Annotated in this window: 15 protein-coding genes and 5 pseudogenes; 17 read left to right on the top strand and 3 right to left on the bottom strand. The window is 42.1% G+C overall.

Annotation, left to right across the window (positions count from 1 at the left end; genetic code table 11):
- Window positions 1–246: 246 nt before the first annotated feature.
- The 4 genes and pseudogenes from N4T56_RS12535 to N4T56_RS12520 all read left to right on the top strand — a co-directional run bounded on the left by N4T56_RS12535 (window position 247) and on the right by N4T56_RS12520 (window position 5,788).
- Window positions 247–711 carry a flavodoxin gene (locus N4T56_RS12535; RefSeq protein WP_261733461.1) on the top strand — a complete coding sequence of 155 codons (465 nt, stop codon included), beginning with the start codon at window positions 247–249 and terminating at the stop codon, window positions 709–711.
- A pseudogene (locus N4T56_RS12530) lies at window positions 663–2,142 on the top strand (PTS transporter subunit EIIC). Before N4T56_RS12535 ends, N4T56_RS12530 begins: the two are co-directional and overlap by 49 nt.
- Window positions 2,143–2,314: 172 nt before the next feature.
- On the top strand, window positions 2,315–3,184 hold the full coding sequence (purU, locus tag N4T56_RS12525) for a formyltetrahydrofolate deformylase (protein WP_261733460.1): 870 nt from the start codon (window positions 2,315–2,317) through the stop codon (window positions 3,182–3,184).
- A 708-nt stretch (window positions 3,185–3,892) separates the two neighbouring features.
- On the top strand, window positions 3,893–5,788 hold the full coding sequence (locus tag N4T56_RS12520) for an HD domain-containing phosphohydrolase (RefSeq protein ID WP_261733459.1): 1,896 nt from the start codon (window positions 3,893–3,895) through the stop codon (window positions 5,786–5,788).
- Between the two features lie 74 nt (window positions 5,789–5,862).
- Here N4T56_RS12520 and dapD read toward each other — a convergent pair.
- From dapD to map, 3 genes and pseudogenes are all read right to left on the bottom strand, one after another.
- A pseudogene (gene dapD / locus N4T56_RS12515) lies at window positions 5,863–6,688 on the bottom strand (2,3,4,5-tetrahydropyridine-2,6-dicarboxylate N-succinyltransferase).
- Window positions 6,689–6,748: 60 nt separating this feature from the next.
- Window positions 6,749–9,322, bottom strand: a complete 2,574-nt coding sequence (glnD, locus tag N4T56_RS12510) for a bifunctional uridylyltransferase/uridylyl-removing protein GlnD (protein ID WP_261733458.1) — start codon at window positions 9,320–9,322, stop codon at window positions 6,749–6,751.
- A 20-nt stretch (window positions 9,323–9,342) separates the two neighbouring features.
- A complete protein-coding gene (map, locus tag N4T56_RS12505; protein WP_261733457.1) occupies window positions 9,343–10,140 on the bottom strand; it encodes a type I methionyl aminopeptidase in 798 nt (265 codons plus the stop codon).
- Window positions 10,141–10,512: 372 nt separating this feature from the next.
- On the opposite strand from map, the gene rpsB reads away from it, so the two are divergent.
- From rpsB to lpxA, 13 genes and pseudogenes are all read left to right on the top strand, one after another.
- Window positions 10,513–11,241: a 30S ribosomal protein S2 gene (rpsB, locus tag N4T56_RS12500; protein ID WP_188922121.1), complete on the top strand. Its 729-nt coding sequence runs from the start codon at window positions 10,513–10,515 to the stop codon at window positions 11,239–11,241.
- 115 nt (window positions 11,242–11,356) lie between these two features.
- Window positions 11,357–12,208, top strand: a complete 852-nt coding sequence (tsf, locus tag N4T56_RS12495) for a translation elongation factor Ts (RefSeq protein WP_261733456.1) — start codon at window positions 11,357–11,359, stop codon at window positions 12,206–12,208.
- 69 nt (window positions 12,209–12,277) lie between these two features.
- The gene (gene pyrH, locus N4T56_RS12490; protein ID WP_261733455.1) at window positions 12,278–13,015 is read left to right on the top strand and encodes a UMP kinase; all 738 of its coding nucleotides are present in this window, start codon (window positions 12,278–12,280) and stop codon (window positions 13,013–13,015) included.
- Window positions 13,016–13,172: 157 nt separating this feature from the next.
- Window positions 13,173–13,715 carry a ribosome recycling factor gene (frr, locus tag N4T56_RS12485; protein ID WP_390904119.1) on the top strand — a complete coding sequence of 181 codons (543 nt, stop codon included), beginning with the start codon at window positions 13,173–13,175 and terminating at the stop codon, window positions 13,713–13,715.
- Between the two features lie 81 nt (window positions 13,716–13,796).
- Window positions 13,797–14,620, top strand: a pseudogene (uppS, locus tag N4T56_RS12480) (polyprenyl diphosphate synthase).
- Window positions 14,621–14,639: 19 nt separating this feature from the next.
- Window positions 14,640–15,498 (top strand): annotated as a pseudogene (locus N4T56_RS12475) (phosphatidate cytidylyltransferase).
- Window positions 15,499–15,503: 5 nt separating this feature from the next.
- The gene (ispC, locus tag N4T56_RS12470) at window positions 15,504–16,694 is read left to right on the top strand and encodes a 1-deoxy-D-xylulose-5-phosphate reductoisomerase (protein ID WP_261734819.1); all 1,191 of its coding nucleotides are present in this window, start codon (window positions 15,504–15,506) and stop codon (window positions 16,692–16,694) included.
- 12 nt (window positions 16,695–16,706) lie between these two features.
- A complete protein-coding gene (gene rseP, locus N4T56_RS12465) occupies window positions 16,707–18,077 on the top strand; it encodes a sigma E protease regulator RseP (protein WP_261733453.1) in 1,371 nt (456 codons plus the stop codon).
- 31 nt (window positions 18,078–18,108) lie between these two features.
- Complete coding sequence (gene bamA, locus N4T56_RS12460; RefSeq protein ID WP_261733452.1) at window positions 18,109–20,592, top strand: outer membrane protein assembly factor BamA; 2,484 nt, start codon at window positions 18,109–18,111, stop codon at window positions 20,590–20,592.
- Between the two features lie 64 nt (window positions 20,593–20,656).
- Window positions 20,657–21,154, top strand: a complete 498-nt coding sequence (locus N4T56_RS12455) for an OmpH family outer membrane protein (RefSeq protein WP_188922154.1) — start codon at window positions 20,657–20,659, stop codon at window positions 21,152–21,154.
- 5 nt (window positions 21,155–21,159) lie between these two features.
- Window positions 21,160–22,184: pseudogene (lpxD, locus tag N4T56_RS12450) on the top strand (UDP-3-O-(3-hydroxymyristoyl)glucosamine N-acyltransferase).
- A gap of 32 nt (window positions 22,185–22,216) precedes the next feature.
- Window positions 22,217–22,678, top strand: a complete 462-nt coding sequence (fabZ, locus tag N4T56_RS12445; protein WP_261733451.1) for a 3-hydroxyacyl-ACP dehydratase FabZ — start codon at window positions 22,217–22,219, stop codon at window positions 22,676–22,678.
- The gene (gene lpxA / locus N4T56_RS12440; protein WP_261733450.1) at window positions 22,675–23,445 is read left to right on the top strand and encodes an acyl-ACP--UDP-N-acetylglucosamine O-acyltransferase; all 771 of its coding nucleotides are present in this window, start codon (window positions 22,675–22,677) and stop codon (window positions 23,443–23,445) included. Before fabZ ends, lpxA begins: the two co-directional genes overlap by 4 nt.
- The last annotated feature ends 1 nt before the right edge of the window (window position 23,446 follow it).

Here is a 23,446-nt window from a genome sequence, read left to right as displayed (position 1 = left end):
CTGCATGAAAATAATAATTACGGCGAATGTGCGCGAATTTATGCTGGAGTTTGAGTTTTCGCTTTCTGCTGACTTGTCGCATGCTACTGCTTCCGTAATGTCTTTGTTTACTTAGAGCGTATCTATCATTGCTCTATATATTTTACATACGTTATAAAAGGCACTTGCGAGAAGCTTAACGAATAAAGTAAGTTATTCAGACTCAACGCATTTTATATCGAATTTTATTTAAGGGAATAGTATACCATGAAAAAGGTCAATATTGTTTTTGGTACTGTTTATGGTAGTGCCCAATATACCGCGGAAACCATTGAAAAGGTCATTGCAAAATTAGGATTTGCCACTAAACTTCTGCAACCTAATGAGTTATCGGGATTTGTGCCGCCACAAGATGAATTGTTAATCGTGGTATGTTCTACCACAGGGCAAGGTGACATTCCTGAGGATATTGCACCTTGGTTTAACGAACTCAAATCGAATGCACCTTATTTACCTGCATTACAATACAGCTTAATTGGTTTAGGCGACTCTAGTTACGACACATTCTGTGGCGCAATCAAACAGTTTGATGAACTGTTAACAGAGCTAGGTGCCAAGCAGCTCACCGAAACACTTGAAATAGATGCTTGTGAAACAATGGAACCCGAAATTGAAGCTGAAACATGGATAAGCAGTTGGCAACACGCCGCCACATCGGCCAACGAAGCGTAAGTTTTTTTTCGCAACAATGGTTTAAATTTGCCCAGCGCTTAAGTCAAGCGCTGCTAATCCCTATTGCGATATTACCTGCCGCAGGGGTCATGCTCGGCCTCACGGTTAACCCGTTACCTTTTATTCCTAATGAACTCAATATTGTATTATCGGCCGTAGGTAATTTGGTTTTTACCATGATGCCTCTGCTATTTAGTGTGGCGGTTGCAATTGGGTTTTGTCGTGATCAAGGGATTGCTGCATTTTCTGCGGTGTTTGGTTTTGGCGTATTCTTATCAACCATGGGGGCGCTGACCGACATTTATGGTTTAGTGTCACGGCCACTGTGGGGAATGCAAACCATTGATACTGGCATTGCTGGTGGCATGCTGGTGGGGGCCATTACCTGCCTCGCAGTGAAGATTAGCTATCATGTTAAATTACCCGCCATTTTTTCATTTTTTGAAGGCAGACGAAGCGCGCCTATTATTGTTATTCCATTGTCGATGATATTAGCCTATGTGCTCAGTCATGTTTGGCCGCCTTTATCATTAGTGATCGAGCATTTATCTGATTGGTCGGTATATCAAGATCCCGCAATTGCTTTTGGTGTTTATGGCACCGTTGAGCGTCTCTTAATTCCGTTAGGACTTCACCATATTTGGAATGCTCCATTTTACCTTGAAGTTGGCCAATACATTAATCAAGGCACTGTAGTGAGAGGTGAGGTGGCTCGTTATCTGGCGGGCGATCCGCTAGCGGGTAATTTAGCCGGTGGTTATTTAATTAAAATGTGGGGTTTACCCGCCGCTGCATTGGCTATTTGGCGCTGTGCTGACAAATCAGAGCGTAACCGTGTGGCAGGTATTATGCTTTCAGCGGCTACAGCAAGTTGGTTAACAGGGGTAACCGAGCCAATTGAATTTGCTTTTATGTTTATTGCACCGTTACTGTTTTTTGTTCATGCCTTATTAACCGGTGTGGCTTACAGTGTGTGTATTTTATTAGAAGTGCACCACAGCATCGTATTTTCCCACGGTTTAGTGGACTTTAGTTTGCTGTTTTCGCGCTCAGCTAATACGTACTGGATTTGGCTACTTGGAGCCGGTTACCGCCATTATTTACTACGCTTTATTTCGCGCCAGTATTTTAGCCTTTAACTTAAAAACCCCCGGAAGATTAGATCTAACCGACCAGGAATCAGAACCTAAAGAAAGCTTACTTGCAATGATTTCAGCGCTCGGTGGTCGCGATAATATTGTTGAAATCAATGCCTGCTTAACGCGTTTACGCATTAGTGTAAATCAAGCCAATTTAATTGATAAAGCACGGTTAATGCGTCTTGGTGCCAAAGGGGTCGTCGTGATGGGCAAAGGTGTACAGGTGGTTTATGGCACTAAGGCTGAATCGTTACGTAAATTGCTGCAAAAATATTTAGATTCACGACGCTAAACCGAATGACTTCAAGTTAACCAATTGCTCATTATTTTTAAGTAATCGATGCACAAACAAATTAATTTGTGTTTATGAGCATTTATCATCAAAAAAACTCCCCTAAGAGCGGTTTTCAGTGGCAAACTGGCAAAACGATTGGTATTGTAGCCATTTAACAGGAGTCGTAAGCGTGAGTCATCAGCCAAGTAACAGCAGTCCAACGGAATTACAGCGCAAAGTATTAATTACTGATTGTGCCGATGCGAAAGGATTAATCGCAAAAATTACCAGCGTGTGTTTCGCTAACCATCTTAATATTATTAAAAACACCGAGTTTGTCGATCATGCTCAAGGTCGATTTTTTATGCGCGCAGAACTTGAAGGGCAGTTTGACGATGAGCGTCTATTAAACGAATTGCGTGAAGTGCTTCCTGCTCAAAATCACATGAGACTTGTGGATATGTGCACCAAGCGCATTGTCATTATGGTGACCAAAGAAGCCCATTGTTTGGGCGATATTTTAATGAAATCTTATTATGGTGGTTTAGATGTTGAGATTGCCGCAGTCGTTGGTAATTACGATGTATTGCAACCATTAACAGAAAAATTTGATATTCCGTTTCATTATGTCAGTCATGAAGGGTTAAATCGTCAAGAGCATGAACAAGCGATGCTTAAAGTGATCCAACCATATAATCCTGACTTTGTAGTATTAGCGAAATACATGCGAGTACTCACACCAGAATTTGTTTCAGCGTTTGCGGATAAAATCATCAATATCCATCATTCATTCCTACCGGCTTTTATCGGCGCATCACCGTATAAGCAAGCGTGGGATCGTGGCGTTAAAATTATTGGAGCCACAGCGCATTTTGTAAATAATCACCTCGACGAAGGTCCGATTATTAAGCAAGATGTTATTTCAGTGAATCACAGTTACAGTGCAGAAGAATTGGCGCATAACGGCCGTGATGTTGAAAAAAGTGTACTGAGTAAAGCATTACAACTGGTACTTAATGAGCAAGTTGTGGTTTACGGTAACAAAACGGTGGTGTTTTAATCGTTATGTAGTGATTAACTTAACTCAGTTTATGGAAATTTGAGTTTAAGTTATGCCGTATTGTGGCCGATATAAATTATTGTGTTATTGTTATCACATTGATAGTTGTAGTGGTAAGAAATTGTTTCACGATGTTTGGGTAAGCGATTCATACTAGCTTGCCCACTATTTTACTATAATGTGCCTGGGGTCTGTTGATCTTTGCTGTTTGAATTTTGTTCGAGTTAAAAACGTTTTAATCGAGGCGAATGGATTGATGCCTAGTCATCTAAGCAACTCTTTATTTGCAAAGAATCATTCAACAAAGAGTAAAACGTTTTTAGCCGAACCCTTTGGGCAGCGTTTGTTGGCCATTTTTACTGCGTTATCGACTTTTTATGTAGAATAACTACACTTCAAAGTCTCTGCCGCGCAGTTATATATGTGAGTAATGGCCAACAATTCGCTGCAAAAACAACCTTGAAAGATCAACAGACCCTAGGCAAAGGCTCAAGTACAGAATAATGCCATTAAACCCGCAAGTGAGTAGTGATTCAAATATAGCGTTATGTTGTATGCAGCGTGAATAGCTAACTTGAAACGCACTAAATGGATTAGATACTAAATCAGATTGGTGTCCAACCAAAAATCAACGGATTGTTAGTACTAGGTTATTCATGTTTTATGTCATTTGATAGTGGATAAATTTTAATTTTTATAGGGTCGTTGATGCTACAAAAAGCTGATTTTTTCTTAAAACCATCTGAAGTACCCAAAAGTGCAAAACTGAGTTGGGGCATTGTAAACAATCGGCTTGAGTTAATTAAGCTAAGCGAACCCTTGTACACCCTAATTAAAAAACCGATTTCGGCGATTTTAAAACAACCGCTGTCTATTTCGTTCCCAACCTTAACACTCGACGACATTGATTTTACCCTTCGCGACACTCCTCATGTGATTAACTTTGTTGATGACAAAGGCCATGCATTACAAGCACGGTTTACTCCTTTAACTGAGAGTGTCGAACATTGGTGCCTTAGCATTATTGAAATCGAACTTGATCAAGCTTGGCTAAATGAACTTCATCCTGATTATCATCAAGCTATCCAGTCAAGTGATGAGTGGCTAGATCAAATAGAACAAGTCATTAATGCTAGTGGTGACTTAGTTTTTGTCACTGCAATTAATCAAGGATTATCGTTAACACATTCAAAAGTAGGTTATGTCCATATTTTTAATGAAAAATCGAATCAAATCCTTCAAACCGCATGGAACAAAGAAGTTGGTGATTACTTTTCTATCCCGAAAACACAAACCTATAAAGCCGATTCTGGTATCTGGGCGGAAACAATTAAAACCCGTAAAGCGGTTATTCATAATGATTTAACTACAGTTATTGAAGGCAAGAGTCAAAAAGATGGCTACTTTGCCTTTAAAAATCATTTATGTATTCCTATTCACTATCGTAAAAAATTAGTGGGTATTATTGGCGTAGGTAACAGAGATAAGCCTTATACCCAGGTAGATGCTAAATCGTTAAGTATTTTTGCTACCATTTTATGGCATAGTGTTGAGCTGCCAAGAACCATGAAAGCGGTGTCACATCAATCTGGTATTATCAAGGCGCAAAAAGAGAGAATGACCTTGATTTTAGTGCAATTGATTGGCGCAATATCTGAAGCCCTAGAGCTCAAAGATGCGTATACCGCAGGCCATCAAAAGTCTGTTGCACAGTTAAGTTATTTAATGGGTGAGAAAATGGGCTTGTCGCCTGAGCGCCTAGAAGGGCTTAAATTAGGCGCGTTAATTCACGATATCGGCAAACTGGCATTGCCGAGCCAAATTTTGGCTAAACCTTCCCGATTAACTGATGCTGAATTTGAGTTAGTGAAACAGCATCCTGAGCAAGGTGCCATGATTGTCGATGAGGTCGAGTTTCCTTGGCCAATTAAAGAAATGATTTTACAGCATCATGAGCGTTTAGACGGTTCTGGTTACCCTAAAGGTCTTAAAGGTAAAGACATCATATTAGAGGCTAAAATCATTGCCGTTGCAGATATTGCAGACTCTATTTTAAGTCATCGTCCATACCGTCCATCATTGGGAATGGATGCGTTAATCGCTGAGTTAATGAAAGGTCGAGGGATACGTTTAGATGCCGATGTGGTTGATACCTGTTTAGAGATTTTGGCTGTTGAAGATTTTAAAGAAGAAGAATATGTTTCAAGCTTATCATTAATTCCAGTGGTATTCTTAGAGGAGTACCATACCTTAGAGCATGCTGAAGCCATGATGAAAAAGGCTAAATTGGACGTTGCCGTGGTATTATCTGAGCAAGAACGTAAACCCATTGGGATTATTGATACCCAAACGTTAGCATTTTGGCACAGCCCATTTATTGATACTGCAGCAGAGCGGGCGGCCGATAGAAGTTTATTAAATAAACGTGCGCATCAAATTATGACCCATAAAATGGATTTAATTAACGGTCACACTATTTTAAATGATGCCAAAATCGCCCTAGATAAAACCAATGCCAACTACTTGCTAGTTCAAAATGACAAAGAACAAGTATTGGGCATGTTAACCTGGCAATTACTGGCCAATGCAATTTTAAAGCAATAACCATTACATCAGGTTAACTAAAAAGGCGCATATCAGCGCCTTTTTTATGTTAATGAATGCATCGAGTACGATGATTAATCAACAATGCGCAGTAGTTCATTAATACCCACTTTACCGCGAGTTTTAGCGTCTACTTTCTTAACGATAATCGCAGCATACAAGCTGTATTTACCGCAAGCTGATGGCAAGTTACCAGACACAACAACGGAACCTGCTGGTACACGACCGTAATGTACTTCACCGGTTCTCACGGTCAAAAATACGTGTGCTTTGGCCAATGTAAACGCCCATTGAGATCACGCTGCCTTCTTCAACAACAACGCCTTCAACGATCTCGCTGCGCGCGCCAATGAAGCAGTTGTCTTCAATGATAGTAGGACCAGCTTGTAGTGGCTCTAATACGCCACCAATACCGACACCGCCAGATAAGTGAACGTTTTTACCGATTTGTGCACATGAGCCAACAGTTGCCCATGTATCAACCATGGTGCCTTCGTCAACGTAAGCGCCCAAGTTTACATAAGATGGCATTAATACGGTGTTTTTACCGATAAATGAGCCTTTACGTACGGTCGCTGGTGGCACAACTCGGATACCTTCAGCTTTAAAGCGTGCTTCTTCATAGTCAGCAAATTTTTGCGGTACTTTGTCGAAATATTTAGTGTCGCCACCGTCAATCACACCGTTGTCGAAAATACGGAACGACAGTAACACTGCTTTTTTAAGCCATTGGTGAACATGCCATTCACCGTCAATTTTTTCAGCAACGCGTGCTTCGCCTTTGTCTAGCATGTTGATGACAGTTTCAACATCAGCACGTACACTTGCATCGACACTTGTTGGTGAAATGTCTTGGCGCGTTTCGAATGCTGCTTCAATGCGTTGGCGTAAAGCCTCCATTGTTTTCTCCCAGTAGGTAATGATTAGCTCAAAATTAGCATAAACATTGAGTTTAAAAAATTAGTTAGATGATTTCAGTGCCAATTTTAAGGCTTCTGATAATTGTTGCTGCTGTGGCTCGTCTAAAGCCGCGCCGCTTTGGTTTTGCAATATAAAGAAATCCTCTGCGCGCTCACCGATAGTGGTGATTTTTGCCGCCAACAATGTCACACCACAACGATAAAATGTGTCACCGACTTTGGCGAGTAGGCCAGGCGTATCGAGGGTGATTAATTCCATCATACTTGTACCATGACGGGCACTCGGTAAGAAACTCACATGAGTCGCAACATTAAAAGGTTTCATGATCCGCGCCAGTTTTCTGAACTTTGGCAGTTTTGGATTTTCGCTGGCTAAGGCTTTTTCGAGCGCTTTACGTATACTTTGGATCCGCGATAACTGAATAATCGGCTCGCCATCTTGTTCTAAAATGACAAAGGTATCGAGTACGTAGTCATCTTTTGAGGTCATGATGTTGGCGTCATGAACATTGATGTTTTTATTGTCTAATACGGTCATTACCGTGGCAAACAGCTTAGGTTTATCTTTACTGTAAATAAACAGCTCTGTGCCGCCTCGAGTCGTGTGCTTAGACATTAATACTAATGGCTCGTCGCGGTTATGCTTTAAAATCGCTTCGGCGTGCCAAGCCACTTGATTGGGTTGATGGCGTAAAAAATAATCTGTTTTAAAACGCGACCACAATAAGTCCATGTCTTTTTCTTTTAAGCCGCGGCGGATCAGTTCTTTTTTAGCCTTAGCTTGAATTTCGCTTACCCGCGCTTTTACGTCGACAGGTTTTTCTTTGCCACGGGCTAAAACGCGCTGTGTCGAAAAATATAAATCACGCAGTAGTGAGGCTTTCCAGTTGTTCCAGGTTTTTTCATTGGTGGCACAGATATCGGCAACGGTAAGGCAATACAAATAACTTAAATGAACGGTGTCGTAGACTTTATCGGCAAATTCAGCTACTACGTCAGGATCTGAAATATCACGGCGCTGAGCGGTGACTGACATCACTAGATGATTTTCAACTAACCATGCAACCAGGCGTCCGTCATGATCGTTCATGCCATGCAATTTACAAAAGTCGATGGCATCTTTTGAACCCAGCTTACTGTGGTCGCCACCACGACCTTTTGCAATATCATGAAATATTGCCCCAAGCACCAATAAGCCTTTTTTAGGCAATTGGTTAATTAAAATCGCCCCAAGAGGAAACTCATCTTTTTGTTCCGCCTGTGAAAAACGTTCAATATTAAGCAATAACCTATGAGTATGCTCATCGACGGTATACGCATGGAATAGGTCAAACTGCATTTGACCTTCAATTTTACGCCAGGCGGGTAAATATGACGATAAAATACCGTGTTTGTGCATAAATGATAATGCTTCAATGCCTCTAGGATGCTTTAAAATTTCCATAAGCACTTTGCGACAAGCGGGATTATCTTGCAAGGGAGCGGTTAAGCCACGACGTGCGTTTCGCAGTAGACGTAAGGTTGGGGCGTAAATATCTTGAATGTTAGAGTTTTTCGCTATCATTAAAAACAAACGTAAAATCTCTTCATTAGCGCGAGTAAATAACTCATCGTCTAAAACTTCAATGTAACGACCACGGCGTTGGAATTGTTCGTTGATTGGCTGAATTTCTAATGCTTGCGTATGACCAAGTGTGGCGCGTTTAAATAATTGCAGCAGCATTTGATTAAGCTCCATCACGCGGCGAACCGTGCGATAGTAGCGTTTCATCATTTGCTCAACAGCGAGCTGTGTTGCGTCTTCATAACCAAGTAAACTGGCTATTTGACGTTGTAAATCGAACAGCAGCCGGTTTTCATTGCGATTTGCGGTGATGTGCAGCGCAAAACGGATTTCCCACAAAAAGTTTTGACATTCAAGCAATTCTTCTAATTCAGCGGGGGCAAGAAAATCATACTCGACCAGTTCTTCTAAGGTGGCGGCATCAAAGTGGCGCATGGCTACCCATGCCACGGTTTGAATGTCTCGTAGCCCACCAGGACAGGTTTTAATATTGGGTTCTAAATCAAAGGCGCTGGCTTTGCTGTGCCGAGATATTTGTTCATCTCTTTTGGCATTATAAAACTCACAAGAAGGCCAAAAGTCGTGCTGGCGGATGTTGTCATAAAGTAAATCGAACAACTGTTCGCTACCACTTAATAGCCTTGCTTCAATTAAGTTAGTGGCAATGGTGATGTCAGCTTTGCCTTGTTCAATGGTTTGGCTAAGCGTACGAACACTGTGGCCAATTTCAAGTCCAGTGTCCCAAAGATAAGTAATAAACTGACTTAATTGGCTTTCTAATTCGGCAGATAACGGTTCATCGTTGACTAAAAACAATAAATCGATATCTGAATGAGGATGTAATTCACCGCGGCCGTAACCGCCAACCGCAATCAAAGCAAGATCGCCAGTATTTAAGGCGAACTCTTGCCATGCTTGGGTTAATAAAGAATCAACAAATTGACTGCGATGCTTAACAATATCAGCAATAGGGTGTTTTGCTGTGTATTGCTCAACTAAGCGCTGGTTTAAGTCTATTAATGCATTTTTGGCGGCCAGCGCAGTTTTCATTGATATCCTTACTCTTTCTGTTAGTGATTAATAATACGAGGGAAGTCTTCTTCTTCGCGTAAAGTTAATACTTCTACACCGGTTTCGGTAACCAGTAATGTATGCTCCCACTGAGCTGAGTTTTTACCATCAGATGTGGTGACAGTCCAATTATCGCTTTTGTCTAAAATTGTGGTATGGCGACCCGCGTTAATCATTGGCTCAATAGTAAAACACATGCCAGGTTTAAGCACGGTTTTGTCATTGTTTTTGTAATGTACAACTTGAGGCTCTTCATGAAAACCAGAACCAATACCATGACCACAATAATCTTGCACGATGGAGTACTTATCAAGCCCTGTTTTGCTTGCCTTGATGAATTTTTCGATGGTCGTACCAATTTCGCCTAATTTTAAACCAGGTCGAACCTTACGAATCGCTAAATATAAGCTTTCCTGGGCAATTCGGCTTAAGCGTTTGTCTTTTGCAGACACTTCACCGATTAAAAACATTTTAGACGTATCACCATGATAACCGTCTTTAATGACAGTAATATCAATGTTGAGCATATCACCTTCTTTTAAAACGTATCCAGATGGAATGCCATGGCAAACGACTTCATTAACAGAGGTGCAAATTGATTTTGGAAAACCATGGTAATTGAGCGGTGCTGAAATTGCGCCTTGCTCTTCGGTATACTTTGCACAAATCTCGTTAAGCTCGTCCGTGGTCGCGCCAGCTTTTACAAAAGGTGCAACCATTTCTAATACTTGCGCAGCCAGTTTTCCTGCTGCACGCATTTTTGCTATTTCGTCTGCATTTTTAATCACAATACTCATGAAAACTCTCTATCATTTGGCGGTCAAAATTGGCTTGTTTTACCCAAGGATTTTACGGCAAAAATTTGTAATTCGCTGCCGATTATGGTATAAAGCGCGCCGTTGTGTATAAGATCGTTGTTGTACGGTTCGAGTTAGCTCGATGTCGTTGTATGTCATTAAACGCTTATTTATAGGCATTTTAAACAAAACATCACAAAGAGTTCGGCAAACCGTAAAATATGGCGGTCATTATACATGGCAATTAACTTAAATACTAAATCACACACGTATCGACACATTTTTCGGGGTGCTTTTTTATTACAACGGTAATAAGAGGGTCGAAAACATGGGATGCGTGGAGGTCTAACCCCTTACATTAAGGTATATACAATGACTACTGTTTCAATGCGCGACATGCTACAAGCTGGTGTTCACTTCGGTCACCAAACACGTTACTGGAACCCAAAGATGAAGCCTTTCATCTTCGGCGCTCGTAACGGTGTACACATCATCAACCTTGAGCACACTGTACCAATGTTCAACGAAGCTTTAGCTTTCATTAGCAACGTTGCTTCTAAGAAAGGTAAAGTATTATTCGTAGGTACTAAGCGCGCTGCTGGCGAAGCTATCAAAGAATCTGCAATTTCTTGTGACCAGTACTATGTTGATCACCGCTGGTTAGGCGGTATGTTAACAAACTGGAAAACTGTTCGTCAGTCAATCAAGCGTCTTAAAGAGCTAGAAAGCCAGTCTGTAGACGGTACTTTCGACAAGCTTACTAAGAAAGAAGCGCTAATGCGTTCACGCGAATTAGACAAGTTAGAAAAGTCTTTAGGCGGAATTAAAAACATGGGCGGCTTACCTGACGTATTATTCGTTATCGGTGCTGACCACGAGCATATCGCTATTAAAGAAGCAAACAACCTAGGTATCCCAGTTGTTGCAGTTGTTGATACTAACTCTGCCCCAGACGGTGTTAACTACATCGTTCCTGGTAACGACGACGCGATGCGTGCTATTCGTTTGTACACTTCATCTGTTGCTGCTGCTGCCAACTCTGGCCGTGGTCAAGATTTAGCTGTTCAAGCTGAGCAAGACGGTTTCGTAGAAGCTGTTTAATAAGGCGTGATGCTTAGCATCTCCCTTATTTGCCAATAACATAATTGGTGAACGAGGGCCTTTGCACCTGTTTTATAAATGCATAATTAGACGAATTAAATTAGAGGATTTAACAATGGCAATTACTGCTGCCCAAGTTAAAGAACTTCGTGACCGCACTGGCGCTGGCATGATGGACTGTAAGAATGCACTGACTGAAACTAACGGTGACATCGAATTAGCAATTGATAACATGCGTAAGAGCGGCGCTGCAAAAGCGGCTAAAAAAGCGGGTAACATCGCTGCTGACGGTACTATTCTAATCAAGAACGGCGACGGTTTCGCTGCACTTTTAGAAGTTAACTGCCAAACTGACTTCGTTGCTAAAGATTCAAACTTCCTAGGTTTCGCAAACGCAGTGTTAGACGTTGCTGCTGCATCTAAAGTGACTATCGAAGATCTTAAAGCACAGTTTGAAGAAACTCGTGTTGCTTTAGTGGCTAAAATCGGTGAAAACATCAACGTTCGTCGCGTTGAATACATCGATGGCGCAAACTTATCTTCATACCGTCACGGCGACCGTATTGGTGTTGTTGTTACTGGTGAAGCTGATGAAGAAACGTTAAAGCATATCGCTATGCACGTTGCTGCTTCTAAGCCTGAATTCGTTAATCCTGAAGATGTACCTGCAGATCTTGTTGAAAGAGAACGAGCTCTACAAGTAGAAATCGCAATGAACGAAGGTAAGCCACAAGAAATCGCTGAGAAGATGGTTTCTGGTCGTATGAAGAAGTTTACTGGTGAGATCTCTCTTACTGGTCAAGCTTTCATCATGGAACCTAAGAAAACTGTTGGCGAAATTCTTAAAGAGAAAAAAGCAACAGTAACTAACTTCATTCGTTTAGAAGTTGGTGAAGGTATTGAGAAGAAAGAAGAAGATTTTGCTGCTGAAGTAGCTGCTCAAATCGCTGCAACTAAAAAAGCGTAATCGCTTTTTCTCTAAGTACCCTAAGACCGCAGCAACCGCTGCGGTCTTGTTATAATCAGGACGAAAATTATGAGCACCAATCCAAAACCAGCGTTTAGACGTATTCTGCTTAAATTAAGCGGTGAAGCATTAATGGGCGAAGAAGGCTTCGGCATTGACCCAAAAGTACTTGATCGTATGGCACAAGAAGTAAAAGAGCTTGTTGAACTCGGCATTCAAGTTGGTGTGGTCATTGGTGGTGGTAATCTGTTTCGTGGTGAAGGCTTAGCAAAAGCTGGTATGAACCGCGTGGTGGGCGATCACATGGGTATGTTGGCAACGGTAATGAATGGCTTAGCCATGCGTGATGCCTTGCACCGTGCATATGTTAATGCTCGCCTAATGTCTGCCATTCCGTTAAAAGGCGTGTGTGACGACTACAACTGGGCTGAAGCGATTAGCTTATTAAAATCAGGCCGTGTAGTGATTTTTGCTGCTGGTACTGGTAATCCTTTTTGCACGACCGATTCTGCAGCGTGTTTACGCGGAATTGAAATTGAAGCTGAAGTGGTATTAAAAGGGACTAAAGTAGATGGTGTATACTCTGCTGACCCAATGAAAAACCCTGAAGCAGTTAAATATGACACGTTAAGCTATGCCGAAGTCCTTGAATCAGAATTAAAAGTAATGGATCTTGCCGCATTTACCATGGCGCGTGATCATGAGATGCCAATTTTAGTGTTCAATATGAACAAGCCTGGCGCACTTCGCCGTGTGATTATGGGTGAAGATGAAGGCACTGTTATTAGCAGTAAAAAACCTGCTTAATCACAGAAGTAAAAAATAGTTATACCAAATAATATTTATTCTTATCAAAGTGTAAATTAACTGTTTGAGCTGTTTTATTGCTTGTGTCATTCTTAGACCAAAGCTCAAGCACACATGAATTTGTGACAAAAAGGAAATTATTGTGATTGATACTATTATGTTAGATGCCCAAGAGCGCATGGGTAAATGCGTTGATGCGACTAAAAACCAAATGGCTAAAGTTCGTACTGGTCGCGCTCACCCAAGTTTATTAGACTCTATTCAAGTTTCTTATTACGGTTCTATGGCACCACTCAACCAGGTCGGTAACGTCGGTGTTGAAGACTCACGTACATTAACCGTCACGGTGTTTGACCGTACTATGGTTCAAGCAGTAGAAAAAGCCATCATGAGCTCTGATTTAGGCTTAAACCCTATGACAGCAGGGGCAACGTTACGTATTCCGTTACCAGCATTGACAGAAGAGCGTCGTAAAGACTTTATCAAAGTGGTTAAAAACGAAGCTGAAAATGGCCGTATTGCTATCCGTAACGTACGTCGTGATGTAATCAGCGAAGTTAAGAAGCTTGAAAAAGCCAAAGAATGTACTGAAGATGATGTGCGCCGCAGTGAAGACGAAGTGCAAAAACACACTGATTCTTACATCAAAAATATCGATACTATTTTAGCGGCGAAAGAAAAAGAGTTGATGGAAGTATAATCTCTCGACACAGACGCTAGAGTTAACACGCCGTGTAAGGGTATACTACACGGCGTTTGTTTTTATAAAGGATTGCCGTAGATGTCATCTACAGTTGAGTTTGAATCAGATCCAAATGCAGATCCGGAGTTAGTCGCTTCGCAATTGCTGCCGGGACAATTATCTGATGTTGTAAAACAATCTCTACCTAAGCATGTTGCGATTATTATGGATGGTAATGGCCGCTGGACCAACTGCAGGGAAAAGCCCGAGTGTTTGGCCATAAAGCCGGTGTTAAAGCGGTACGTCGTGCAGTGAGCACTGCCAGCCAGTTAGGGATTCAATCATTAACGCTGTTTGCTTTTTCGAGTGAAAATTGGCGTCGTCCAGACAAAGAAGTCAGCTTATTAATGGAGTTGTTTTTTACGGTATTGCAGCGCGAATTGAAATTACTTGATAAAAACCAAGTCAAGCTCAATATTATTGGCGACATCAGCCGTTTTTCACCGCGTTTGCAAAAGCAAATTGCCGCCGCACAAGAAAAAACGGCAGGCAACACTGGCTTAATACTGAACGTGGCAGCTAACTACGGTGGACGCTGGGATATTTTACAAGCGGCACAAAAATTAGCCGAAAAAGTCGCAACTGGTGAAATCAGCAGCAGTCAGATGACTGAAGATGCACTAAATGAACATTTATGCATGCAAAATCAGAGCGAAGTTGATTTAATGATCCGTACAGGCGGTGATTACCGCATTAGTAACTTTGTTTTGTGGCAGGCCGCCTATGCCGAATTGGTGTTTACTGACACCCTGTGGCCTGACTTTGATGAACAAGCATTTCGCGATGCACTTGTCATTTTTGCTAGTCGGCAGCGCCGTTTTGGTTTGACAGGGAGTCAAATCGAAGAAATACGCGCAATATAAAATTTAAGAGGATTAGTTTTTGCTAAAACAACGAATAATAACAGCATTGTGGTTAATCCCAATTGTACTCGGGGCGATATTTTTACTACCAGCAAATTACTTTGCTTGGGTTTTAGTACCAGTGTTTTTAATTGCAGCAAAAGAGTGGGGCAGTTTTATTGACCCTCAATGCAATGCGACTCAATGGTCTTTTACGGCCACCTTAGGCTTTTTGCTTATAGCGCTTAATTTAACGGTACCAGTTGATGTGTTGTGGTTTAAAGGTCAATTACATCCAATGTACCTTGCAATCATCACCATTGGTGTGTTTTGGTGGCTTGTTAGTTCAGTGCTGGTATTCAGCTTCCCTAAAAGTGCCAAATTTTGGAAAACCAGCCCAATGTTAAAGTCTATGTTTGGACAGCTAACATTAGTGCCATGTTTTGCCTCGCTAATCGCACTCAAATCGTTAAGCAGCAATGTCGATCCATACTATGGTGGCGCATTAGTGTTTTTAGTAATGCTAGTGGTATGGGCTACCGATACTGGTGCATATTTTGCGAGACCGCACGCTAGGTAAACACAAATTGATGCCAAGCGTTAGCCCAGCTAAAACCTTAGAAGGTCTCGCTGGCGGGTTGATCACTACCATGGTTGTGGTTGCTGGCGTTATGTATGTTGCACCTGAGCAAGAGCTTGGATTATTGGTTGCTGTGACGTTAGTCACTGCATTGGCCTCTGCCTTTGGTGACTTATCTGAAAGCATGTTTAAACGTGCAGCCAATATTAAAGATTCAGGCACCATTTTACCTGGCCACGGTGGTATTTTAGATCGCATCGACAGCTTAACGGCGGCCTTTCCCGTGTTTACCTTTATCTATATTGCAATGTGGATGTAATGCCAATGCAAAATATGGTGATATTAGGAGCGACAGGCTCCATAGGGGCAAGTACGCTCAGTGTGATAGCGAACAACCCGACTGAATTTAATGTTTACGCTTTAGTGGCCAATGCCAGTGTCGATAAGATGCTTGCACTGTGTTTACAACACCAACCACAATATGCGCATATGGTTAATGAGCACGCCGCTAAGCAGCTTAAAGCGCAGCTCCCAATCAGTTGCATTACCGAGGTAACGACAGGCGCACAGGCGCTTAATGCACTAGTGACTGATAGTCGCACCGATACGGTCATGGCTGCCATTGTTGGTGCAGCAGGTCTAGTGCCTACGTTTGATGCCGTAAAGGCGGGTAAACGTGTGTTGTTGGCCAATAAAGAAGCGCTTGTGATGTCTGGCGAGTTGTTTATGAACACAGCAAAAATCTCAGGTGCTACCGTGCTACCTGTTGATAGCGAGCATAATGCGATTTTTCAATGTTTACCCCTGCAAGTTCAGGGGCAACTTGGCTACTGCGACCTTGGTCAACATGGCATTTCACATATCTTATTGACCGGTTCAGGCGGTCCGTTTTTACAAACCGACCTAAGCACCTTAAGTGCCATGACACCGGCTCAAGCCTGTAATCATCCTAATTGGTCTATGGGGCCTAAAATCTCAGTAGATTCTGCCACTATGATGAATAAAGGCTTAGAGTTTATTGAGGCTCGTTGGCTGTTTAATACTCAAGAAGAACAGCTAAAAGTGGTGATACATCCACAAAGCGTGATCCATTCCATGGTGCAGTATCGAGATGGTTCGGTTGTCGCACAAATGGGAAACCCAGATATGCGCACACCAATTGCTCATTGTATGAGCTATCCGCAAAGAATTCATGCTGGTGTTGAACCTTTAGACTTTTTCAAAGTCGGACAATTAAGCTTTTGTGAACCTGACTTTAGCCGCTTTCCATGTTTACAATTAGCGATGCAAGCTTGTAAACAAGGCCAAGAAGCCACGACAGTGCTGAACGCAGCCAATGAAATTGCTGTTGATGCATTTTTAAAAGGTCAGATACGCTTTACTGATATAGCGGATGTTAATCATCGCTGTTTAGATTCGGTACAACAAACTAGATTAGCCAGCATTGAAGATATTTTACAGCTCGATGAGCAGGCGCGTGTAACCGCGAAGTCAGTAATTAAAACACTTAATTAATTCAGGGAAATAATGATAGATTTTTTGTGGAGCCTTGGTTCATTTATCGTTGCATTGGGTATTTTAATTACTGCCCATGAATACGGCCATTTCTGGGTTGCTCGTCGTTGTGGCGTCAAAGTGGAACGTTTCTCTATTGGGTTTGGTAAAGCCATTTGGCGTAAAGTAGGCCAAGACGGTACCGAGTATGTGGTTGCAATGATCCCACTCGGTGGTTACGTTAAAATGCTCGATGAGCGGGTTGAAGATGTGCCTGTTGAATTAGTTGACCAGGCTTTTAACCGTAAAACGGTATGGCAACGTATTGCCATTGTATCTGCAGGCTCCATTGCGAACTTTATTTTTGCCATTGTTGCTTTGTACATTATGTACATCATTGGCACCCCGTCACTTAAACCGGTTATCGATAGCACCAAATTAGACAGTCCAGCAGGCATCATCAATGTGGTCGAACCACAACAGATTATTGCTGTGTCAGGTCAAAATGTTCGCACTTGGGAAGAAGTGAACCTGGCTTTAGTCGGGCACATTGGAGACAGTAGTCTTGATTTAACCATCGCCCCGCTAGCGACCTTGTCGGGCATGGATATGCCGACAAAGACAGTCACGTTAGATACAAGTGAATGGGTGTTTGACCCAGAAAAAACGTCACCTATCACCTCGTTAGGTTTAAATATTTTCCGCCCAGGTATTGACCCCACCATTGCCGTTGTCAGTGCTGACAGTGCTGCAGAGCAAGCGGGTTTACAGGTGGGCGACACCTTAACCAGTATTAACGGTAATCCTTACAGTGATTGGAATGCTTTTGTTGATGTGGTACAAACATCGGCAAACCAAACAATCAACATGACATTGATACGTGATGGACAAGTTATCCATGTCGATGTGACACCTAAAGCACAACAAAACGCAGATGGGCAAACCATTGGTATTGTTGGCATAAGCCCAACTCAAGCACCATGGCCAGATAATATGCGCTTTGAACTTGAGTATGGCATAGTAGATTCGCTCATCGCGGCAGCAGACAAAACGTGGCAACTCGTTGTGGTCAGCTTCAAGATGATTGGAAAGTTATTTACCGGCGATGTGTCGGTGAAAAATCTAAGCGATCCTATCTCGATTGCACAAGGCGCAGGCGCCAGTGCAAGTTACGGGTTAGTGTATTTTCTTGGGTTTATCGCGCTCATCAGCGTTAACTTAGGCATTATTAATTTAATGCCTTTGCCAGTGCTCGATGGTGGACACTTGCTGTATTACTTTGTAGAAGTGATTACTGGTAAGCCTGTACCGGAAAAGGTACAGGAAATAGGTTTCAGGTTTGGCGCAGCTTTGCTGCTAATGTTGATGGGCGTAGCCTTATTCAACGATTTTGCCCGACTCTGAGCAAGGACAGACAAATAATTAGAAGTGCTCTATGAGATTGAATAAAATTTTTGCCTCGATGTTATTCGTCGGCGCGTCTTTTTCAGGGAATGGTTGGGCAGAGTCTTTCCAACCTTTTGAAGTGACCGACATTCAAGTAGAAGGTTTGCAACGAGTTGCTCTCGGTGCAGCGCTATTAAGTTTGCCTGTGAAAGTAGGTGACACAATAGATGAAGTTAAATTACAGCAAGCCATTAAGAGCCTGTATGGTTCGACCAACTTTGAAAACATCAGCATTAGCCATGAAAATGGCATTTTGTATGTGAACGTCAAAGAACGTCCAACCATCAGTATTATCTCGTTTGAAGGCAACAAAGACATTAAAGACGAACAGCTACAAGAGAGTCTTGATGGTTCTGGTGTTAAATCAGGTGAGTCGTTAGATAGAACGATGTTGTCCGGCATTGAAAAAGGCCTGCAAGATTTCTATTACGGTGTGGGTAAGTATGGCGCTAAAGTTGAGGCGCAAATCATTAACTTACCGCGTAACCGAGTTGAACTTAAATTTAAGTTTACAGAAGGTCTAGCGGCAGAGATTCGTCAAATTAACGTAGTTGGTAACACTGTCTTTTCTGACTCAGAGCTGATTAGCATGCTTGAGCTTAAAGACTTTGTTGCATGGTGGGATTTGTTCGGCGAGCGTCGCTATCAAAAGCAAAAACTACAAGCCGACTTAGAAACTATTAAGACTTATTACCACAACCAAGGCTATATTCGCTTTGAAGTGTCGTCTACTCAGGTTGCGATGACCCCAGACCGTAAAGGTTTGTATATCACAATCAACGTTAGTGAAGGCGAAAAATACAAGGTTAAAGACGTTAACTTAGTAGGCGACCTTATGGCACGTGAAGAGTTAATGAAATCGATTTTGCCAATTAAACCGGGCAATATGTACAACGGTGCAGATGTGACATTCACCGAAGAAATGTACAGTAAATACCTTGGCCGTTTTGGTTACGCTTACCCAGAAGTTAAAACCTATCCAGAAATTGATGATGAAAACAAAGAAGTTGTTCTCAACATCAATGTTAATCCTGGTAAACGTGTTTATGTTCGCTCTATCAACTTTACCGGTAATACCGTAACTAAAGATGAAGTGATGCGTCGCGAATTACGCCAAATGGAAGGGGCTTGGTTAAACTCAGCGCAAATTGAACAATCTAAAACTCGTCTTAACCGTTTAGGTTACTTTGAAACGGTTGAAACCGAAACAATTCAAGTCCCTGGCAGTGACGATCTGGTCGATGTTGCGGTTACCGTTAAAGAGCAACCATCTGGTTCGTTCAATGCTGGTGTCGGTTACGGTACAGAGTCAGGCGTTAGCTTACAGTTTGGCGTTGAGCAAAATAACTTCCTTGGTACCGGTAACCAAGCCGGTGTGAGCATTAACACCAACAAATATTCAAAAAGTGCGACCTTGTCTTATACCGACCCGTATTTTACCAAAGACGGCGTCAGTTTAGGCGGAAGCATTTATTGGAACGAGTTTGATGCTAACGAAGCTAACCTTGAGCGTTATAAGAACAAATCTTATGGTGTTGCATTGACTTCAGGCTTCCCAGTAAACGAATCTAACCGTTTAAATGGTGGTATTGGTTATCGTCATAACACCATTTCTGAAATCTCATCTTATGAGCAAGCGGTGCGTTTTTATAATATTTACCGTGAAACTGATGATGTAGATTCTGATTTAAGTTTTGATAACTTTGAGCTAAGTGCAGGATGGTATCGCAGTACGCTTAACCGAGGTACGTTCCCTACAGATGGCTCGTCACAACGTTTTAGCGGTAAAGTGACGGTACCGGGGTCAGATTTACAATATTTTAAAACTGACTTCGAAACTAACTTCTATTTCCCGATGACTCGTCAACACGGATTTGTTTTGTTAGCGCGAGCGCATTTAGGTTACGCTAACGGTTATGGTAGCTTTAACGACAATGATCAAATTTTACCGTTCTGGGAGAACTACTACTCAGGCGGATCAAGTTCATTGCGTGGCTTCTCCTCTAATTCTGTTGATTCACGTTCATTCTATCTCTACCGTGGTAGTGAATCTTGTTCGCCAGACCCATCAGCGGATGGTTGTAGCTTACCAGGCGACCCAGACTCAGTGTATGTGAGTGACGGTAGCTCTATTGGTGGTAACGCAATTGCAACCGCCAGTATTGAGATGATCGTCCCAACGCCATTCTTAGATGAAGCTTATACCAACTCGGTGCGTACTAGCTTCTTCATCGATGCCGGTAACGTGTGGGATACTGAATTTGATTATGATGGCTATCGTTATTTACCTTCGGATCAATTTTCTCAGTTAAGTGATTATAGCGACCCTGAACGTATTCGGGCATCATGGGGTATGAGCGTACAGTGGTTGTCTCCTATGGGACCAATGGTATTCAGTTTAGCCTGGCCAATTAAAGAATATGAAGACGATGAAACAGAGATTTTCTCGTTCAATATTGGCAAAACGTTCTAAAACAAATACACTCGGCAAGTTTTGCTGATAACAACAAGTTTAAAAGGAGTCTACTTTGAAAAAGATGGTAAATCGCGCACTAGTTACTTTGGCATTTCTTGCTACACCTATGCTAGCTCACGCAGAGAAAATAGCAGTGGTTGACATGGGTGAAGTATTTGAGCAGTTGCCACAGCGCGAGCAAATTGCAAAGTCATTAAAAACTGAATTTGGTGATCGTGTTGCTGAAGTTCAAAAAATGCAGGAAGAAATGCGTACGCTAGTTGAAAAGCAACAACGTGACGGCGCATTAATGAGCGACACTCAAAAAACTGAATTAGTACGTAAAATGGAATCATTAAAGTCTGATTTCCAATTAAAAGGCAAAGCACTGGATGAAGACATGCGTCGTCGTCAAGGTGAAGAGCAAAACAAACTATTAGTTCAAGTTCAACAAGCGATAAATACCATTGCTGGTAAAGAAGATTACGACCTAGTGTTACAACGTGGTGCAGTTATTTTTGTTAAGCCAGAAGCTGATATCAGCGGTAAAGTGGTTGAAGCCTTAAGCAAAGGCAAGTAAGTAATATGCAAAAAGTGACTTTAAAAGAGCTTGGCCAGCAATTAAACGCAACGATTAAAGGCGATGCAACATTAGTCATTACCAGTGTTGCAACACTTGAAGATGCGGTTGAAGGTCAACTCTCTTTTTTAGCCAATGGTAAATACCGTGCACTACTTGAGGCAACTCAAGCTAGTGCCGTATTGCTGAGCGAAAAAGAAGCTGAATTTTATCAAGGTAATGCATTAATTGTTGCAGATCCTTATGTGAGTTTTGCCCGAGTGGCACAACTGCTCGATACCACACCTAAACAAGCATTAGGCATTCATCCGTCAGCACACATTGATCCCTCTGCCATTATTGGCGATGGTGTTGCTATTGGCGCGAATACGGTCATTGAAGCAGGTGTTATTTTAGGTGAAAATGTTCAAGTCGGCCCGGTTGTGTTATTGGCCAAGACAGTATTATTGGTTCTGGCTCGCGACTTTGGGCTAACGTTACCATTTATCATGATGTACACATGGGGACACACTGTCTTGTGCAGTCTGGTACTGTAATTGGTTCTGATGGTTTTGGTTATGCCAATGAGCGCGGTACTTGGATTAAAATCCCTCAAACCGGCGGTGTTAGGGTGGGTAATCATGTTGAAATTGGAGCGTGCACAAGTATCGACAGAGGTGCGTTGTCACCTACCGAAATTCATGACGGCGTGATTATCGATAACCAGATTCAAATTGCCCATAATGTGATTATTGGTCAAAACAGTGCGATTGCTGGTGGTACGGTTATCGCGGGCAGTTCGACCATTGGTAAGTACTGTATTATTGGTGGTAACTGTGCAATTTCTGGGCATTTATCCATTGCTGACGGTGTTCATGTCTCTGGTGGGACCAATGTAACGAGTGTTATTCGTGACAAAGGCGTGTATTCTTCTGCTACTATTGCAATGGAAAACAAACTTTGGCGCCGTAACACTGTGCGTTTCCGTCAATTAGATGAATTATTTAGCCGAGTTAAACAGCTCGAAAAAAGTGCCAAGGGCGACGAATAACCTAATATTCTGCCTTGATTAAGGAATGTAGTGTGTCAAACCAATTAAACACCATGGATATTAAAGAGATCCTTAAATATCTACCTCATAGATATCCATTTTTGTTAATCGACCGTGTGCTTGATTTCACCAAAGGTGAGCAACTACATGCGATTAAAAACGTCACCATTAATGAGCCATTTTTTCAGTGCCATTTTCCTATACAACCGGTAATGCCGGGTGTATTGATTTTAGAAGCAATGGCTCAAGCAACAGGCTTACTCGCGTTTAAAACCATGAGTACAGAGCCTTCTCCTGACGTATTGTACTATTTTGCTGGTATCGATAAAGCGCGTTTTAAACGTGTCGTTGAACCAGGCGATCAAATACATTTCCACGTCAAAATGATTAAAGAGCGCCGTGGCATTGGTGTATTTATTGGTGAAGCATTAGTTGATGGGGAACTGGTTTGTTCTGCAGAAATTATGTGTGCACGTAGAGAGATTAAAAAGTGATAGATAAATTAGCATTTGTTCACCCAACAGCCAAAATCGGACAAAATGTAACGATAGAGCCTTGGACCTACATTGGCGAAAACGTTGAAATTGGCGACGACACATGGATAAGCTCTCATGTGGTTGTTAAAGGCCTAACTGTGATTGGTAAAGGCAACCGCATATTTCAATTTGCATCAGTCGGTGAAGAGTGCCAAGACAAAAAATATGCTGGCGAACAAACACGCTTAATTATCGGTGATAATAATATCATACGTGAGTCTGTGACCATTCATCGTGGCACAACACAAGACAATCACGAAACCCGTATTGGTTCAAACTGTTTATTTATGGCTTATGTGCATATTGCGCACGACTGTGTTGTGGGTAATAACGTCATTATGGCTAACAATGCTTCAATTGCTGGCCATGTACATGTCGGCGATTGGGTCATTCTTGGCGGTATGACAGGTGTGCATCAGTTTGTTCGCATTGGTCATCATGCCTTCACAGCGGGTGCCTCTCTTATATTACAAGATGTGCCGCCATTTGTGATGGCTGCAGGCTCTCCTGCCGCACCAAGAGGATTAAACCTTGAGGGCTTAAAACGTCGTGGCTTTAGTAAAGAAAGTCAGCGTGCGATTTTAAATGCGTATAAAGCAGTGTTCCGTAAAAGCTTAACCATTGAAGAAGCTAACGCTGAAGTCAGTGAGATGGCCGAAAAAGATGAAAATGTAAAAGCCTTTATGGAATTTATTAATCATCCTGGTCGCGGCATTATTCGATAGA

The sequence above is a fragment of the Shewanella phaeophyticola genome, assembly GCF_025398315.1.
GTDB lineage: Bacteria > Pseudomonadota > Gammaproteobacteria > Enterobacterales > Shewanellaceae > Shewanella > Shewanella phaeophyticola.
This window is presented reverse-complemented; position numbering and strand designations above follow the sequence as displayed.

What these genes read in the sequence shown, in the direction of transcription:
- N4T56_RS12535 (WP_261733461.1), top strand. Translation starts at nt 247, where the DNA reads ATGAAAAAGGTCAATATTGTTTTTGGTACTGTTTATGGTAGTGCCCAA.
- N4T56_RS12520 (WP_261733459.1), top strand. Translation starts at nt 3,893, where the DNA reads ATGCTACAAAAAGCTGATTTTTTCTTAAAACCATCTGAAGTACCCAAA.
- glnD (WP_261733458.1), bottom strand. Translation starts at nt 9,322, where the DNA reads ATGAAAACTGCGCTGGCCGCCAAAAATGCATTAATAGACTTAAACCAG.
- map (WP_261733457.1), bottom strand. Translation starts at nt 10,140, where the DNA reads ATGAGTATTGTGATTAAAAATGCAGACGAAATAGCAAAAATGCGTGCA.
- rpsB (WP_188922121.1), top strand. Translation starts at nt 10,513, where the DNA reads ATGACTACTGTTTCAATGCGCGACATGCTACAAGCTGGTGTTCACTTC.
- tsf (WP_261733456.1), top strand. Translation starts at nt 11,357, where the DNA reads ATGGCAATTACTGCTGCCCAAGTTAAAGAACTTCGTGACCGCACTGGC.
- pyrH (WP_261733455.1), top strand. Translation starts at nt 12,278, where the DNA reads ATGAGCACCAATCCAAAACCAGCGTTTAGACGTATTCTGCTTAAATTA.
- frr (WP_390904119.1), top strand. Translation starts at nt 13,173, where the DNA reads ATGTTAGATGCCCAAGAGCGCATGGGTAAATGCGTTGATGCGACTAAA.
- ispC (WP_261734819.1), top strand. Translation starts at nt 15,504, where the DNA reads ATGCAAAATATGGTGATATTAGGAGCGACAGGCTCCATAGGGGCAAGT.
- rseP (WP_261733453.1), top strand. Translation starts at nt 16,707, where the DNA reads ATGATAGATTTTTTGTGGAGCCTTGGTTCATTTATCGTTGCATTGGGT.
- bamA (WP_261733452.1), top strand. Translation starts at nt 18,109, where the DNA reads ATGAGATTGAATAAAATTTTTGCCTCGATGTTATTCGTCGGCGCGTCT.
- N4T56_RS12455 (WP_188922154.1), top strand. Translation starts at nt 20,657, where the DNA reads ATGGTAAATCGCGCACTAGTTACTTTGGCATTTCTTGCTACACCTATG.